Source organism: Flavobacterium enshiense DK69 (genome assembly GCF_000498495.1).
GTDB lineage: Bacteria > Bacteroidota > Bacteroidia > Flavobacteriales > Flavobacteriaceae > Flavobacterium > Flavobacterium enshiense.
Genome location: NZ_AVCS01000015.1, coordinates 273,835 through 289,243, shown reverse-complemented (window position 1 = coordinate 289,243; position 15,409 = coordinate 273,835). Strand labels below are relative to the sequence as shown.

The following is a 15,409-nucleotide window of genomic DNA, read 5'->3' as shown; positions in this document are numbered from 1 at the left end:
GATTTTTATTTAAAGAATGAATCTACAAATTCGTATTTATTAAACACCTGCAAATCTTCAATTCCTTCTCCTACTCCGATATATTTTACAGGAACCTGGAACTGATCTGAGATTCCGATTACAACTCCGCCTTTAGCCGTACCGTCTAATTTTGTAACCGCCAAACAGCTTACTTCTGTTGCAGCCGTAAATTGTTTTGCCTGTTCGAATGCATTTTGCCCTGTAGATCCGTCCAAAACCAATAACACATCATGAGGAGCATCTTCTACTACTTTTTGCATTACTCGTTTTACCTTGGTAAGCTCGTTCATCAAACCTACTTTATTGTGCAAACGCCCGGCAGTATCAATGATTACCACATCAGCATTTTGTGCAACAGCAGATTGCAACGTATCGAAAGCTACAGAAGCAGGATCACTTCCCATCTGCTGACGAACGATAGGCACACCTACTCTGTCTGCCCAAATTTGCAGCTGGTCAATGGCGGCGGCACGGAAGGTATCAGCGGCACCAAGCACTACGCTGTGTCCGGCTTTTTTGAATTGGTATGCTAATTTTCCAATGGTTGTGGTTTTACCAACACCATTTACACCTACCACCATAATAACATATGGTTTTTTGTTGGCAGGGATTTCAAACTCGGAAGCTTCACCGGAATTGGTTTCTGACAATAGACCGGCAATTTCCTCACGAAGGATTCCGTTTAACTCATCGGTACCTAAATACTTATCTTTGGAAACACGTTCTTCGATGCGCTCAATGATTTTCAGGGTTGTGTTTACCCCTACATCTGAAGCGACTAGAATTTCTTCCAGGTTATCCAATACCTCATCATCTACTTTAGATTTTCCGGCAACGGCTTTGGTCAATTTGGAGAAAAAAGAAGTTTTTGACTTTTCAAGACCTTTGTCTAAGGTTTCTTTCTTTTCGGATGAAAATATTTTTTTAAAAAAATTCATTTTTTAAATTATGAATTAGAAGTTATAAAATGCGTTCAATAGAAGCCGAAAACTTTCTTTAGCCCTGATGGGAGCGGCATCCTTTTTTGATGATCATTGAGGCTCTCGAAATGATAATCTAAAAAGATACAGCGGACAGCAGGAACTACGCATAAAAAATGCCCAAGCGATTGGCTCCTAATTTTCAACAAACCGAAATAAATTCCGATTTTCCCTCAAAAATATAAATTTTTCACGAGGTTCTTTTCTTCCTTAGGTTAAATAATGCCAAGGAAATAATCTAAAATAAAAAAGCCACTTCCGGATGAAAGTAGCTTTTCTATATATTGTATAACGGAATTATTTCTTTTTTAAGAACTCATCCACTTCTTCTGGAGACATTACTGCCTCAACGAACGTATAAGCACCAGTTTTTGGTGATTTTACCATTTTGATAGCTTTAGTCAATCTCTTTGAAGCTGTCTGTAATGTTGCAACGGTTTTCTTTGCCATGACTTACTATTATTTAATTTCTTTATGAACAGTTACTCTCTTTAAGATTGGATTGAATTTTTTAATCTCTAATCTGTCCGGAGTATTCTTTTTGTTTTTAGTTGTGATGTAACGAGATGTTCCTGGTACGCCAGAAGTTTTGTGCTCAGTACACTCTAAAATAACTTGAATTCTATTACCTTTCTTTGCCATTGTGATATATATTTAAAGGTTCCGGAATTATTTAACTAATCCGTTAGCTTTAGCTTCTCTCAAAACCGCAGCGATACCATTTTTATTAATCGTTTTTAAAGCAGATGTAGATATTCTTAAAGTTACCCATCTGTCCTCCTCAGGAATGTAGAAACGTTTCTTAACTAAGTTTACACTAAACTTTCTTTTAGTTTTGTTCATAGCGTGAGAAACATTGTTTCCAACCATTGCTCTCTTACCTGTAAGTTCACAAACTCTTGACATTGTACTTATCTTTATATTTCGTTATTCAAAATCAGGGTGCAAAGAAACAAAAAAGAAACCTATTACACAAACTATTTCGACTAGTTTTTTAAAATTTGTTGATAAATTTTTTCCAAAGCCTTACTAACTGCCCTATCAATAACTTTTTCACGAGGCTGCCCAAAGTTATATTCTTCGGTCTCCACGCCTTTAGGAGTCGCTACTGAGACGATAACCGTACCTACTTCCGCATCGGCATCACCTTTGTTTGGACCGGCATTTCCGGTTGTAGCAATTGCATAGTCGGTTTTCATAATTTTCTGAATATTCAGCGCCATTGCTTCGGCCACTTCCTTACTCACCACCGAATAATCGTCAATCGTTTTTTGAGAGATTCCAAGTACATTTACCTTAGTTTCGGTTGCATAACTTACCACACTGCCTTTAAAATAATTCGACGAACCTGAAACAGATGTCAATGTTGCAGCTATTTTCCCACCGGTACAACTTTCTGCCGTAGAAATCGTAAGTCCTTTTTCTGTAAACAATTTCCCTAAAACCACTTCGATGCTTTCATCGTCGTCATAACCAATGATAGCCTCGCCGATAATCATATCTAATTTCGCCACCTCATCCGAAATCGCCTTATGCAACATTGCTTCATCTGTTCCACGGGCAGTAAGACGCAAACGCACCTGCCCCGCATGTGGCAGATAGGCTAATTTGATAAATTCCGGCAGATTACCCTCCCAGGATTCAATTTTTTCAGCCAAAAGGCTTTCCCCAATCCCGTAAGTACGAATGGTTTTATGGACAATATAAGGGCGTTTAAACTTTTCCACAAGCCTTGGAATCACCTCGTTTTCAACAAGATGCTTCATTTCAAACGGTACGCCAGGCAAGGAAATAAAAACAGTATTTTCGTTCTCCATCCACATGCCGGGGGCTGTTCCGACAGGGTTAAACAACACCGTACATTTCGAAGGAACCAACGCCTGATCTTTATTGATTTGGGTTATGGGACGTTTAAAATAATTTTCAATCAGATTGGTAACGTGCGCCAAAACCGTTTCATCGGTAACCAACTCGTCCCGAAAATAGTCACAAAATGTTTTTTTGGTAATATCGTCTTTGGTAGGGCCCAATCCACCCGTCATGATAACAACATCCGAATGGTTTTGAAGTTTGGAAAACGTATCCAGAATATGCTGCTTATCATCTGTTATGGACAGCATTTCATAAACACCGATACCAATTTTATCTAAGGCCTTGGCAATAAACCCCGAATTAGTATCGATTATTTGTCCGATGAGTATTTCATCGCCTATAGTCACAATAGTTGCTTTCATTTTGTCTTTAGCAGATAAGCAACAAATATACTATGCTTTACGCACAATAATGCATGGAAAAAACAATCATTAACATTATATTAGGAATCACCAATAATTTTGGATTTTCGCATGATAATGCATTGAAAAAACTAAGGTTTTACGATAGCGTCTACCACTTTAAGCATTACAAGCAAAACGATAAATACACCAACCAATTTAATATAAAGCCCCATAAAATTTTTCTGTTCGCTCAAATTAGCAAATTGGAGTGTTTCATAATTGGCGACAATCTCGTTTTCCTGAAGCAAATCATCAACTGCGGATCTGTCTTTTTCGAACAAATAATAAGACACTAAAGAACATTGTGAAGACTCGTCCTTACAATTTAAATAAAAATCCAATCCTTTATTGTTCAATTCGTTCTCGAATGAAACAACGTCTTTGTATTGAACCGCTACTTTAAAATGTTTTCCTAATTTTACTCTAATGGTTTTAGGCATTTCTCTGAAAGTTAAATATTGTACTCTTTCTTAACTTCTTTCAGGGCGTTTTCAATGTGTTCTTTTAAGCTTTTAAAAACTTCTTTTATTTCTTTTTTCTTGCCTTCGGATTTTGTCCATTCCATAACCTGTAGGTTTTCTTCATAGGCAGCATCCATTCCCAATAAATCCAGGGTAGGTTTGATTTTATGGGAAGAGGCATATGTTTTTGCATAATCTTTTTCTTCAATACCTTCTTTGATGGATTTTAATTCCACAGGCACTTCTTCAACAAAAAGATTTATGATTTGTTGAGCGAATTCGGTATCATTATCCGAAATTTCGTAGACTTTTGATAAGTTATAATGTAATGGCATCTGCTTTACTTTACCTGAATTTTAAAAAGTTGTTTTCCTTCTATAAAACCTTCCAAAACGTCATCCGGCTGCACTTTCGCTACTCCGGCAGGTGTCCCTGTAAAAATAACATCTCCAGTTTTCAAGGTAAAATATTGTGAGGCGTAGGCAATCAATTCGTCTATTTTCCACAACATCTGACTGGTATTTCCACTCTGAACGACCTTACCGTTATTTGTTAATTCAAAGTTAATATTTTCGAGTGAACTGAAATTTTTTTTCGATAAAAAGTCACTTATTATCGCTGAATGGTCGAATGCCTTCGCTTTTTCCCACGGAAGTCCTTTGCTTTTTAACTCAGCCTGTAAATCACGAGCGGTAAAATCGATACCCAATCCGATTTGATCATAGTATTTATGAGCAAATTTCGGATCGATATACTTCCCCACCTTATTGATTTTTACCAAAATCTCAACTTCGTGATGCACATCATTACTAAACTCAGGAATCACAAATGGTGTTTGTTTCGGCAAAACAGCAGTATCCGGTTTCATGAAGATTACCGGTTCGCTCGGGCGTTCGTTTTGCAATTCGGAAATGTGGTCGGCGTAATTCCTCCCTATGCAGATTATTTTCATTTTTTTTTAGTGGCTAAGTTACTCGGTCGCTGAGTTACTAAGTTTTCTACAGTTTTGTATTAAGTTTTCGAAGCTTGATTGCGGTTAACACCTTTTTGGTATATAATGGGAAATCAGCGTTTTGAATCCATCCAAAATAACCGGGTTCTTTTTCCAATACTTCATCTACCAAAGCACCTTTGTGCTTTCCGAAAGTAAAAATTTCCTTTCCTTCATTATTCAAAGCGATAAAGCCGGCAAAATCAACAGATTTTTTTCTGGTCGTAAATTCCGACAAGGTTTTCATATCGTTTTCCAGTTCCGGATATCGCTCTAATTGGGCTTTAAGAATTTCGTAAGTAGCCATAGTATCAGCTTCCGCGCTATGGGCATTGTTTAGGCTCTCACCACAGTAAAATTTATAGGCAGCACTTAAGGTACGCTCTTCCATCTTATGGAAAATGGTCTGCACATCCACCGAAACACGGTTTTTCATATCAAAATCAACCTCAGCACGAAGTAATTCTTCTGCCAAAAGCGGAATATCAAAACGATCCGAATTGAAACCGGCCAAATCCGAATCCTTAATCATATTGTGGATCTGAGAAGCCAACTCCTTAAAAGTAGGTTCATTGGCTACCTTTTCGTTGGTAATCCCGTGAACTGCCGTGGCATGCGCCGGAATAGGAATTGTAGGGTTTACCAACCAAGTCTTACTTTCTTTATTTCCGTTGGGATATATTTTTACGATTGCAATTTCAACTATTCGATCCTTACCCACATCAATACCAGTGGTTTCCAAATCGAAAAAACAAATCGGTCTGTTTAATTTGAGTTCCATTTTTACATTTTGAATCGGTACAAATGTAATTTTTAAACCCAAATATTACTAATTTATTTCTGTAAAAAAAGAAAGGCGGTATTTGTAAAACCGCCTCTCATTTCCTTTAATTTGCTATCTGTTCACGGTGATACACCGAACCTCTCTTTTCCCTTCATTTTGAAATTGAATAAAATAAACCCCGGTATTAAAATCTTGAGTATCCATGACCAGCATATTATTGGTTACGGAAGAATAACGGATATTCATTTTTTGCCCTAGGGAATTATACATTGAAACCTCATACTGGTTAATTCCTTCCAATTCTACAATTAGTTTATCATTGGCAGGTACAGGATACAGTTTGATGTTTGAGGCCACGTTTCCGTAAGTCCCCAAGGAAGACTGAACCCCAACGGTGTGTAACAAATTATTGTATCCGGTAGTATTCTCCCAAATAGACTCGTTGGAAAGACGTACTGAATATTCGGGACGCAGTGCTAAACTCCCTTTTTTATCAGGAAGATACAGGTACATTTTATAATTCCCGGCGACCATATTGGATGGTAGCACTACCGCTTCATTAATGACCTGTTCCGTTTTACTCGACCAAAATCTAGGGTCGGTATTCAACGGAATACGATACTCCTGACTATTGGAAGTATTCCTTAAAACCAAAAACACCGTTCTCGAATTATATAATGAGGAAAAACCTGAATTTTTCACTCTAAAAGCAATAGTCATTGGAGCGTTGGCGCGGGCCGTTTGCGGATAAGTACCACTAACCAATTCATAACGGTATCCCAACCTTTTTTCTACATCGGGAAAACATCCTCCAGACTGAAAACCACTGAGTACTGAACGATTGTAATCAATATTCAAATAGGCCCAGTGAAATTTCTCCATTTCAGCCAATGCTGTGGGACATTTCGTTCTTGGTTCGTATACAGCACAGGTTTCTCCTCCCATTGCCAAATATTTGGTTTCCTGTTCCAGATAAGGATATTCGGTAGATGTATTTTCATACGTCCCATAATCTGAGGCACTAGCTAAAAAACAATCATTATGATGGCCAACTCTTGCCAAAGTCGTCCCATTATAAGCCTGATCCTGAGACAAAGGAGTAGAGGTATTATAAACTCTCTGTTTTAACTTAGGAGTCCTGATCTGAACCATTTTTGTACTAGGCAACGAAGCCAATATTGCATCAACTACCTCTCTTCGATTGGCATAATCTGCAGAAGAAGGCGGCATTCCAAAGTGATCTGTATAATACCATTCGCCCCACGAACCTATAAAACCAGCTTGCATCGCACAAATAACATCCTCATTTGAAGTTAATACGTTTTTCAATTGGGAAATATGCTGCAAAACAATGGCTTTGGGAGCATCTAAAACCCCTACCTTTTCGTCGGAATAAGCAAAACGGATAATGCATTTCAACCCTGCATTTCTGATTTTATTAAAATCGGCCTGCATATTACTTAAATAAGAATCCGATATGGGCCCATTTACAAAATTTTCCAGGTAAAAAACCCGCAATATCAAAGTGATGTTATTAGCTCTGTAACCATTTAATGTTGATTCACTTAAACCTGTATAACTAGGAGAATGCACCTCAGTATGTTTATAAAACCCTCTTTCCGGATTAGCAATAACCGCCAAAGACGAAGTATAATTTACCGTAGCTGTTGTTTGAGCAATTCCCACAAAGGGCAAATGTAGCAAGGCCAGAACAACTCCTTTGAAATATCTCTTAAATATGGTTGTATTTCTCATTTCTAAATCGTTTAATTCTACTTTTTAGCATATCATCATTACATTCTGAAAAACTTCATGATTTTTTTGCTACTATCTTCCTGATCCTGAGTCATATCGCTGTATCACAAAATGAGGGTGGTATGACATGAGCCCTTCCCCGGACTCACCTCCAATTAAAATCTTCCCGTCCGGCTGTATCAGAACACAATTAGCCTGACTGCTGGTTTCCGGGCCATCAGTAGTGACTACAACACCGTTAGTCCCAAATGTGGTGTCCGGGCTGCCATTGGGCAGCAAACGAATTATTGCAACATCATAAGCGCTAGTTGTTGCTACTGCACCCACAACCAGTATTTTAGCATCGCTCTGAATCTGAATAAGTTGTTCATGTGAATTAAATATAATTGGCGAACTGAACACCCCTGATTCACCGAAAGCAGTATCGATATCGCCATTTGGAAAAAGCCGAATTACCTGAAAGGAAGTCGTTTGTCCCGAAATGGAAGAAGACCATCCGCTGAATACTATTTTACCGTCAGACTGCACTTTTACAGATTGTGCTTCATCCATTTCATCAATATTTATTATCTTGATTCCGTTGGTTCCAAAAGAAGTATCCAGATTTCCGTCGCCAAAATATCGGACAATAGCAAAATCACTGTGATATTCTCCATCACTATTTTTAACCGCTCCGGCCAACACTATTTTTCCATCAGCTTGTAATGTAATGTCATGCGCAAAATCTTTTGCCCCTATTGATGTGGTCACCACGCCGTTAGTCCCAAAACTGTTGTCAACGCTTCCGTTGGGATTGAATCGAAGCAATACAAAATCCCTGTCCGGTGTGGCAATCGAAAAGCCGGCTACCAGAATTTTCTCGTCCGGCTGTGCAATTATCGATTTTATATTCAGAAAATTTCGCAAAACAAGCCCAGCTGTTCCAAAAGAGTTATCAAAACTACCGTCGTTGTTAAAACGAGTTAAGACAAATTGTGAATCCAGATAATCATTATATACAATCCCACCGGTTACTATCTTCCCGCTTGACTGTAATAATGCGGAGCTCAATGAAATCTGAGCGGTTGAAAAATTTCCGATCACTAACCCCCCGGTTCCAAATGTTGGATCGGGAGTGCCGTCGCTAAAGAATCTGGCTAATCCGAATTGGGAAAAAAGACCATGATTTGATACGGTTCCTCCTGCAATTATCTTTCCATCCGGCTGTAGAAGCATGGAATGTACTGCAGAATCAAATACATTAAACGTAGCCAAAACCCTTCCGTTACCATTAAAAGTAGCATCAAGAGTCCCACCCTGCGCGACCATTATTTCTGTTACCAGAAACAGCAGTAAAAAAAAACAATATTTCATCTTTCTTACAATTTAATTTACCGATCGATTTATGTTATGCTGTGATAACCTGCATCTGTAGGTAATAATTAATAAACTACTTCAAATATTATTTCCGTTCACAGGTTCAAAAAAGGATTTATGTTCAAAAAGCATCAGGCATTAATTAACCTATCTCTTGTAATAAAGTATCCGAATTATCGCAATTTTCAATACTCATCCTATTTACATCTGAACCAAAACACTCACTTGAAAACCATTAATAACTAATCAAAAACAGTCTCAATTACACCGCTTAGTTTCAAAAGAAAACACTCTGAATTTGGGGGATCACTATCGTTACGATGTACAGTTACATCACCGTGATTGGGGGCTTGTTTGAAAGATATGAGTTGAATCCTTTATCATAAACAACTCTATTGAGGGCAAAATCCCTAAGAATGGTTCGTTATCGAATCCGTTATAAGGAGTATTAAATCCATTTTCAATATAAGATGAAAGGTAATTTATAGCTTCATTTCTCTATGCTTATTTTTTTACAATCCTGAAATTTTTAGTTTCGTTCTCACCGGAAACCTTTAAGAAATAAATCCCGGCAGCCACCGTTTCCGGAAAATCCAGTTGCTGAGAATTGAATCCAGCCTGAAAATCCTTATCCTTCATTATATTGGCCACTTTTCTACCATCATTACTGTACAAATCGATTGACAACACTTCGGATTGTCCGAGTTCGAAATCTATATTTACTTTTTCCTTCACCGGATTAGGATAAACAACAAACTCTTTTTTAGCCAAGCCAAATTCAGATTGCCCCAAAAGCCGTGAATTATATCTTAACAATAAGGTAGCTGGATAAGATGCACCACCTGCTGACGTAAATGTGGCTCCTGCAATGATTTTTCCATCAGATTGCAATGCAATACTATTAGTATACGCTACCGTGCCGTCCCCTGCTGAAGTGGCAGCAGTCCCGTTAACCCCAAAAGCAGTGTCCAAGCTCCCATCGGTATAATATCGAGTAATCCCTACGTAAACAGGATTATGAGAAATTCCCGAATCGTATTGCACACCAGCAAGAATCTTCCCGTCGGACTGCAATTCCAGGGCATCAATGGTCTCTTCCTGATCTAATCGCCCGTTAACGCCAAAATCTGCATCATATTCACCATTGGAAAGAAGCATTATCAATTTTCTATGCACAATAGGCAAAGAATTCTCATAATGGTAAGATGTTACGTAAAATAAAATCCTGCCATTACTGAGAATCTTCAATAAAGAACAATCATCGGTAATATCCTCGTCAAACAGCCGAAAACCATAATTTCCAAAACTAGTATCCAACACCCCATTGCTTCCAAATCTTGCAATAGCTACATCTTTTGCATCATCGGTTCCAAATTGGCCAATGATTGTTAACCTCCCATTTGAATCTGACTTAACACCAGTTACCAGTAAGCCGGATACAACTGGCTCGGTACTAACAACTCCATTTGAGCCAAAGCCCGTGTCGACTTTCCCATCGGTCTTGTACCGTATTAATCCACTGTTATTAAAAGCATTAGTCAATTGATAACGCGCTACAACTATTTTTCCGTCAGCTTGCAAACAAGCAGTGCTAGTCCTGAAATCATCATTAAGCACCAAGCCGTCTTCCCCAAAATCAGCATCAGGCGTTCCGTCGGCATTATACCTTGCTAAAAAGGATTGAGTATCATAATTTGGTGTATTAAAAGAAATATAACCCGCAACAATTATCTTATTATCCGGCTGTAAAATCATAGTTCTTAGGAAAGGTGTACCCGTAAAGTTAGTTTCAACCTTACCGTTCGCACCAAAACTGCCGTCCGGTGTACCATCGCCTTTATAGCGCACTATGAAAATCTGCTGATCGATACCATGGTTATGAAGCACTCCTGCTGCCACGATTTTATCGTCCGGCTGGACAAGTACTGTACCCATTTTCGATTCGGAATAGCCATTAAAGTGAAGGTACAGTTTTCCGTCTTCATCAAATGTTGTATCAAGTACGCCATCTTGGGAATAGGAAACCGAAAAAGCTAAAATCAGAACCCCGAAAAAAAGGAAAGTAATTTCACTCATGATTCCTAACTTTTTGATTGCCATAAAGTTACAAAAATAAAACCCTCCCTAAATTCGTTTTGGTGTTAAAAAAAAGACCTCAATAATGAGGTCTTTTACAAAGCTATTAATGTCATCATGGGATTTGGATAGTAACTAATATTTGAGATGTCAAATTCTGCAGAATCCTAAAAAGTACCTTAAATAAACATTACTTTCGTCCTACTTCACAATTTTAATCGTAACAGCGTCATTTCCGTTGAAAACCTTCAAAAAATAAACGCCATCCGCCAGAGTTCTCGGAAAATCCAGTTGCTGCGAATTGAATCCAGCCTGAAAATCCCTGTTCTCCATTAAATTGGCTACTTTTCTTCCATCATTGCTGTACAAATCCATCGAAAGTACTTCAGGCTGATCAAGAGTAAAATCTATTGTTACTGACTCTTTGAAAGGGTTTGGGTAAACCAGAAAAGCATTCTTTTTATCAAATTCTGTAGCTGCAAGTCTTTCTCCCGAATCATATCTTAAAACCACAGTATACGGATGACAGGACATCCAGGCTTCGCAAAAAGTAGCCCCGACAAGAATTTTATCATCACGCTGAATAACTAATTGGCCGCGTAAGGCCCTGCTATTGATCAACGTGGTGGTTATGTGACCATTTTGACCAAAAGTCGTATCCAAATCTCCATTCCAATTATAGCGTGAGATTACTATGCCATCCGGTTCCTGAGTATTTTCCGGAGTCGGATTTTCAATTGTCTGATAAGTTCCGATAGTCATTAGTTTTCCGTTTTCAAGTTCTTCAAACGACGAAAATAAAGGGGGATATTCCATTATTCTAATTCCGTCTGTACCGAAAGTACTATCTAAATCTCCATCCGCATTAAGACGTATTAGTCTTATTACACGTTCACTACTGTCTGACGGTAACCCATAACTCAAAGTTAAAAACACCATTTTTCCATCGGAGTTAACCAAAACTTTTGAAGCATAATCAGCATCGTCAAAATTAAAACCCCTCAACCCTTCTTCACCGAAAGTTGCATCGAAACTGCCATCCTCATTTAATCTCACAAAAAGAATGTCAGTTCGATAGTCATCCGGACTGGCAGCTTTAACAAGAACATTTAGCAAGATTTTTCTATCCGCCTGGCTTACAATACCCAACAACGACACATTCGCCTGAGGCAGTGAAAAATCAATTGCTCCATTATTTCCGAAATCAGTATCCGGCGTTCCGTCCGGTTTGCATCTTTCGACTGTAAAACTCGGGTAAACCCAGTCATATCCAATGGTTTTACCAACCAAAATTTTATCGTCTGACTGAATTGTTAATAACCGCAGAGGGTTTAACGTATCTGTTACGATTCCATTAGTTCCGAAAGAGTTATCAGGCGAACCATCGGCATTGTAACGGAATAAATAAGGAGTTATAGGGGGATAAATTCCTTCCGTGGCTAAACCAATAATCTTTCCGCCCGATTGCAGTTCGATAGCACCAACACTAGTATTCACAGCACTGATAACAAAACCGTATTCTCCAAATGTCGGATCTAAAATTCCATCTTTATTGTACCGGATTAATGCATATCTGTTATCTGCACCGTGATGATGAAAATTTGTAGCCGTAATAAACATACCATCTGGCTGCAAAACAATTGATGTAAAGCCAGACTCCACACCTAAATCAATCGAACCTGTATAGTTTCCCCCCTGCCAAATGATTCCATTTGTACCGAAAGTTGGGTCAAGAAATTCATTTTGGCTAAACAACCAAAAAGGATTAAAAAAAAGGTTGACAAGCAAACATAAAGTAATTCTACCCATGATTAATAACTTTTTGACTACCATAAAGTTACAAAAATAAAACCCTCTCTAAATTCGCTTCAGGTAAAAAAAAAGACCTCAAAATTGAGGCCTTTATAAAGCTATTACTTTCTTGCTCCATTAAAAAGCGTTCATGAATTATCATTTACTTAAAATCTCCTTACCTGCCAAGCCACATTTGAGTAATATTTATCGGTAGTACTAACCGTACCATTAGCTGCATTCAAAACAAAACACAGTGAATTGGAGGATTGGGAAGAACTCAACAAATAACTTGAATCCATATTTACAAGACCTATTGCATCCAATTTATACAATTGTTTCAACTCATCAATTGAAGGTAAAAACCAATCCGTAAATCCGTTTAAAGACGTTACTCTGCACATTGTAGCCCCTACATTAGTATAATTACAACTTGTAAGAATCAGATTAGAGTTGTTATAACCATCGCCAATGGCATTTCCTAACCCGGAAACAAATGAATAACCACAGGTAGAATTAGTCCATCTAAACAAGCTGTAATTTGTTGTTTCTAATCTGGATGGCGCTGCTTCCAAATATCTCCAGCCGTTTGTGGTTTCACCCTTATCGAAAAACACATAACCTCCTGAACCGCCAACGTATCCGGCAGTTTTAAACGAAACCTGATTTCCATAATAAGTAAATCCGTTTATAACAACAAAACTTCTCAAGTAATAAGTTGTATTAGGAGAAACGTAGTAATCAGGATAAAATGTATTAATACCATCTACCGAAACAGAAAAATTCCCAGAACCTGATGTAGGATCATGAATCACTTCATTGTCTGTAGTTGGGTTTTGACTTGTACTGTAACAAACCCCTCTATTGTCGTTGGAAGACAACGAACTTCCAACATTAACATCTACCGAAAACCCTGTCGGGGAGATATTTTTCACGATACCGGTAGACAACGACATTGGAATATTTACAGAAACCTGGTTGCCATATTTAACTTCACCAGTTGTATGTTTTTGCATGTAAGCCCTAACATAATAAGTTTGCCCGAATACCAAATTACTTACTTGATTTCTAAATTCACTACCGGTTATATCGTAGGATTGCATTGAACCACCTGCTATAGTCGGATTAGTATTTGTATCATAACACACTCCAACAGAGTATTCAGAATTTGAAATAGTTGCAGAAGACTTCCCTCCTGTAGTGAAACTCAAATAATCACTGCTTAAGACTGGCTGCTTAGTGGTTATGGTTATCGAATTAAAATCGGGTGGTGTATTTGTATTTGTTTCCGGATCATCTTTACTACAAGATACCAGCACAACTAAGGCACAGCATAAAGAAAAAAATGCTTTAAAATTTTTCATACTTATTTTTACAGTTTAGGATTATACTCTCTTGATATTCTATTTATTTCTTAAACTTTTGCACAATAACAACCTGTTATCAGGCTTTGTCTATCCCGGCCATATTTCATTTCTATACAGATTCACTGGAGAAAGAAATAGAAAATAATTTAACAAAATATTTCTTTCACGTTCCAAATATAAAAAAAACCCGATTAGAAGTATCTAACCGGGTTTTTATAATTTATTAACAATTTATTTTAGAAATCTCTATTGATATCCCAAGCTTCCAAATATTCTGCGACACGTTTCACAAAACTTCCTCCTAATGCACCGTCCACAACTCTGTGATCGTAAGAGTGCGACAAGAACATTTTCTGACGGATTCCGATGAAATCACCATCCGGAGTCTCAATAACCGCCGGTACTTTTCTGATGGCACCTAAAGCCAAAATACCTACTTGTGGCTGGTTGATGATAGGGGTTCCGAAAACAGAACCGAAAGTCCCAACGTTAGTAACCGTATATGTTCCGCCTTGCGTATCGTCTGGTTTCAATTTACCAGCTTTAGCACGGTTTCCTAAATCGTTTACCGCTTTAGCCATACCTACAAGGTTTAACTGGTCTGCATTTTTGATTACCGGAACGATTAAGTTTCCGTTTGGTAACGCGGCAGCCATACCTAAATTGATATTTTTACGCTTGATGATGTAATCACCATCAACAGAAATATTCATTCCAGGGAAATCTTTTAACGCTTTGGCAACAGCTTCCATGAAGATTGGCGTAAACGTTAATTTTTCTCCTTCTCTCTTTTCGAAAGCATTTTTCACTTTATCTCTCCATTTTACGATGTTGGTAACATCCACTTCAATGAACGACTGAACGTGAGCCGAAGTTTGTATCGATTCAACCATGTATTTGGAAATCAGCTTACGCATTCTGTCCATTTCCACGATTTCGTCACCACCGTTAACAGAAACAGGAGCTGCTTTTGAAACCTCAACTGCAGGAGCTGCAACTTTTGGAGCCGTAGGAGCTGTAACCGGAGCCGGTTGGCTTCCTCTATTTTTAACGTAATTTAAGATATCTTCTTTATTTACACGACCGTCTTTTCCGGTCCCTTGAATCGATTCTAATTCAGCTAATGAAATTCCTTCTTCTTTAGCAATGTTTTTCACTAGTGGAGAGAAGAATTTATCAGAACCTGAAAAATCTGCAGGAGCTGCAGCTTCTTTCGCTGCCTCAACCGTTTTAGCTACTTCTGCAACAGGAGCCGCTACAGCTTCTGCTTTTGGAGCTTCCACGGCACCACCTTCAGTTTCGATGATAGCAATGGTTTGTCCTACTTGTACCACATCATCTGTGTTGAAAAGAATTTCAACAAGTGTTCCCGCCACTTCAGAAGGCACTTCACTGTCTACTTTATCGGTAGCAATTTCAAGTACTGCTTCGTCCATTTCAATTTTATCTCCAACCTTTTTTAACCAGTTGGTAACGGTTGCTTCAGCAACACTTTCTCCCATTTTGGGTAATTTCAATTCAAACTTTGCCATATCTTTAAACTAAAGTTGT

Annotated in this window: 15 protein-coding genes; all 15 read right to left on the bottom strand. The window is 38.2% G+C overall.

Features of this window, described 5'->3' with window-relative positions:
• Positions 1 to 5: 5 nt before the first annotated feature.
• Positions 6 to 959: a signal recognition particle-docking protein FtsY gene (gene ftsY / locus FEDK69T_RS11260; RefSeq protein ID WP_023574294.1), complete on the bottom strand. Its 954-nt coding sequence runs from the start codon at positions 957 to 959 to the stop codon at positions 6 to 8.
• Positions 960 to 1,298: 339 nt separating this feature from the next.
• A complete protein-coding gene (locus tag FEDK69T_RS15725) occupies positions 1,299 to 1,451 on the bottom strand; it encodes a DUF4295 domain-containing protein (RefSeq protein ID WP_023574293.1) in 153 nt (50 codons plus the stop codon).
• Positions 1,452 to 1,460: 9 nt separating this feature from the next.
• Positions 1,461 to 1,643, bottom strand: coding sequence for a 50S ribosomal protein L33 (rpmG, locus tag FEDK69T_RS11255; protein WP_008253902.1), 183 nt, complete (start codon positions 1,641 to 1,643; stop codon positions 1,461 to 1,463).
• Between the two features lie 27 nt (positions 1,644 to 1,670).
• Positions 1,671 to 1,907 (bottom strand): 50S ribosomal protein L28, encoded by a 237-nt coding sequence (gene rpmB / locus FEDK69T_RS11250; protein WP_023574292.1) that lies wholly within the window; start codon positions 1,905 to 1,907, stop codon positions 1,671 to 1,673.
• A gap of 80 nt (positions 1,908 to 1,987) precedes the next feature.
• Complete coding sequence (locus tag FEDK69T_RS11245) at positions 1,988 to 3,235, bottom strand: competence/damage-inducible protein A (protein ID WP_023574291.1); 1,248 nt, start codon at positions 3,233 to 3,235, stop codon at positions 1,988 to 1,990.
• A 131-nt stretch (positions 3,236 to 3,366) separates the two neighbouring features.
• Entirely contained in the window at positions 3,367 to 3,717 is a 351-nt protein-coding gene (locus FEDK69T_RS11240) for a hypothetical protein (RefSeq protein WP_023574290.1), read from the bottom strand.
• Positions 3,718 to 3,728: 11 nt separating this feature from the next.
• The gene (locus FEDK69T_RS11235; RefSeq protein ID WP_023574289.1) at positions 3,729 to 4,073 is read right to left on the bottom strand and encodes an Hpt domain-containing protein; all 345 of its coding nucleotides are present in this window, start codon (positions 4,071 to 4,073) and stop codon (positions 3,729 to 3,731) included.
• Between the two features lie 5 nt (positions 4,074 to 4,078).
• Positions 4,079 to 4,690, bottom strand: a complete 612-nt coding sequence (locus FEDK69T_RS11230; RefSeq protein ID WP_023574288.1) for a fumarylacetoacetate hydrolase family protein — start codon at positions 4,688 to 4,690, stop codon at positions 4,079 to 4,081.
• A 46-nt stretch (positions 4,691 to 4,736) separates the two neighbouring features.
• Positions 4,737 to 5,510, bottom strand: a complete 774-nt coding sequence (locus FEDK69T_RS11225) for a 3'-5' exonuclease (RefSeq protein ID WP_023574287.1) — start codon at positions 5,508 to 5,510, stop codon at positions 4,737 to 4,739.
• A gap of 114 nt (positions 5,511 to 5,624) precedes the next feature.
• Complete coding sequence (locus tag FEDK69T_RS11220) at positions 5,625 to 7,268, bottom strand: T9SS type A sorting domain-containing protein (protein ID WP_023574286.1); 1,644 nt, start codon at positions 7,266 to 7,268, stop codon at positions 5,625 to 5,627.
• A gap of 72 nt (positions 7,269 to 7,340) precedes the next feature.
• Positions 7,341 to 8,621, bottom strand: a complete 1,281-nt coding sequence (locus tag FEDK69T_RS11215) for an NHL repeat-containing protein (protein WP_035656368.1) — start codon at positions 8,619 to 8,621, stop codon at positions 7,341 to 7,343.
• A gap of 507 nt (positions 8,622 to 9,128) precedes the next feature.
• On the bottom strand, positions 9,129 to 10,700 hold the full coding sequence (locus FEDK69T_RS11210) for a T9SS type A sorting domain-containing protein (RefSeq protein WP_162147247.1): 1,572 nt from the start codon (positions 10,698 to 10,700) through the stop codon (positions 9,129 to 9,131).
• Positions 10,701 to 10,901: 201 nt separating this feature from the next.
• The gene (locus tag FEDK69T_RS11205) at positions 10,902 to 12,509 is read right to left on the bottom strand and encodes a T9SS type A sorting domain-containing protein (RefSeq protein ID WP_035629675.1); all 1,608 of its coding nucleotides are present in this window, start codon (positions 12,507 to 12,509) and stop codon (positions 10,902 to 10,904) included.
• 149 nt (positions 12,510 to 12,658) lie between these two features.
• Entirely contained in the window at positions 12,659 to 13,855 is a 1,197-nt protein-coding gene (locus FEDK69T_RS11200; RefSeq protein ID WP_023574282.1) for a hypothetical protein, read from the bottom strand.
• A gap of 239 nt (positions 13,856 to 14,094) precedes the next feature.
• Positions 14,095 to 15,390, bottom strand: a complete 1,296-nt coding sequence (locus FEDK69T_RS11195; RefSeq protein WP_023574280.1) for a dihydrolipoamide acetyltransferase family protein — start codon at positions 15,388 to 15,390, stop codon at positions 14,095 to 14,097.
• Between the last annotated feature and the right edge of the window lie 19 nt (positions 15,391 to 15,409).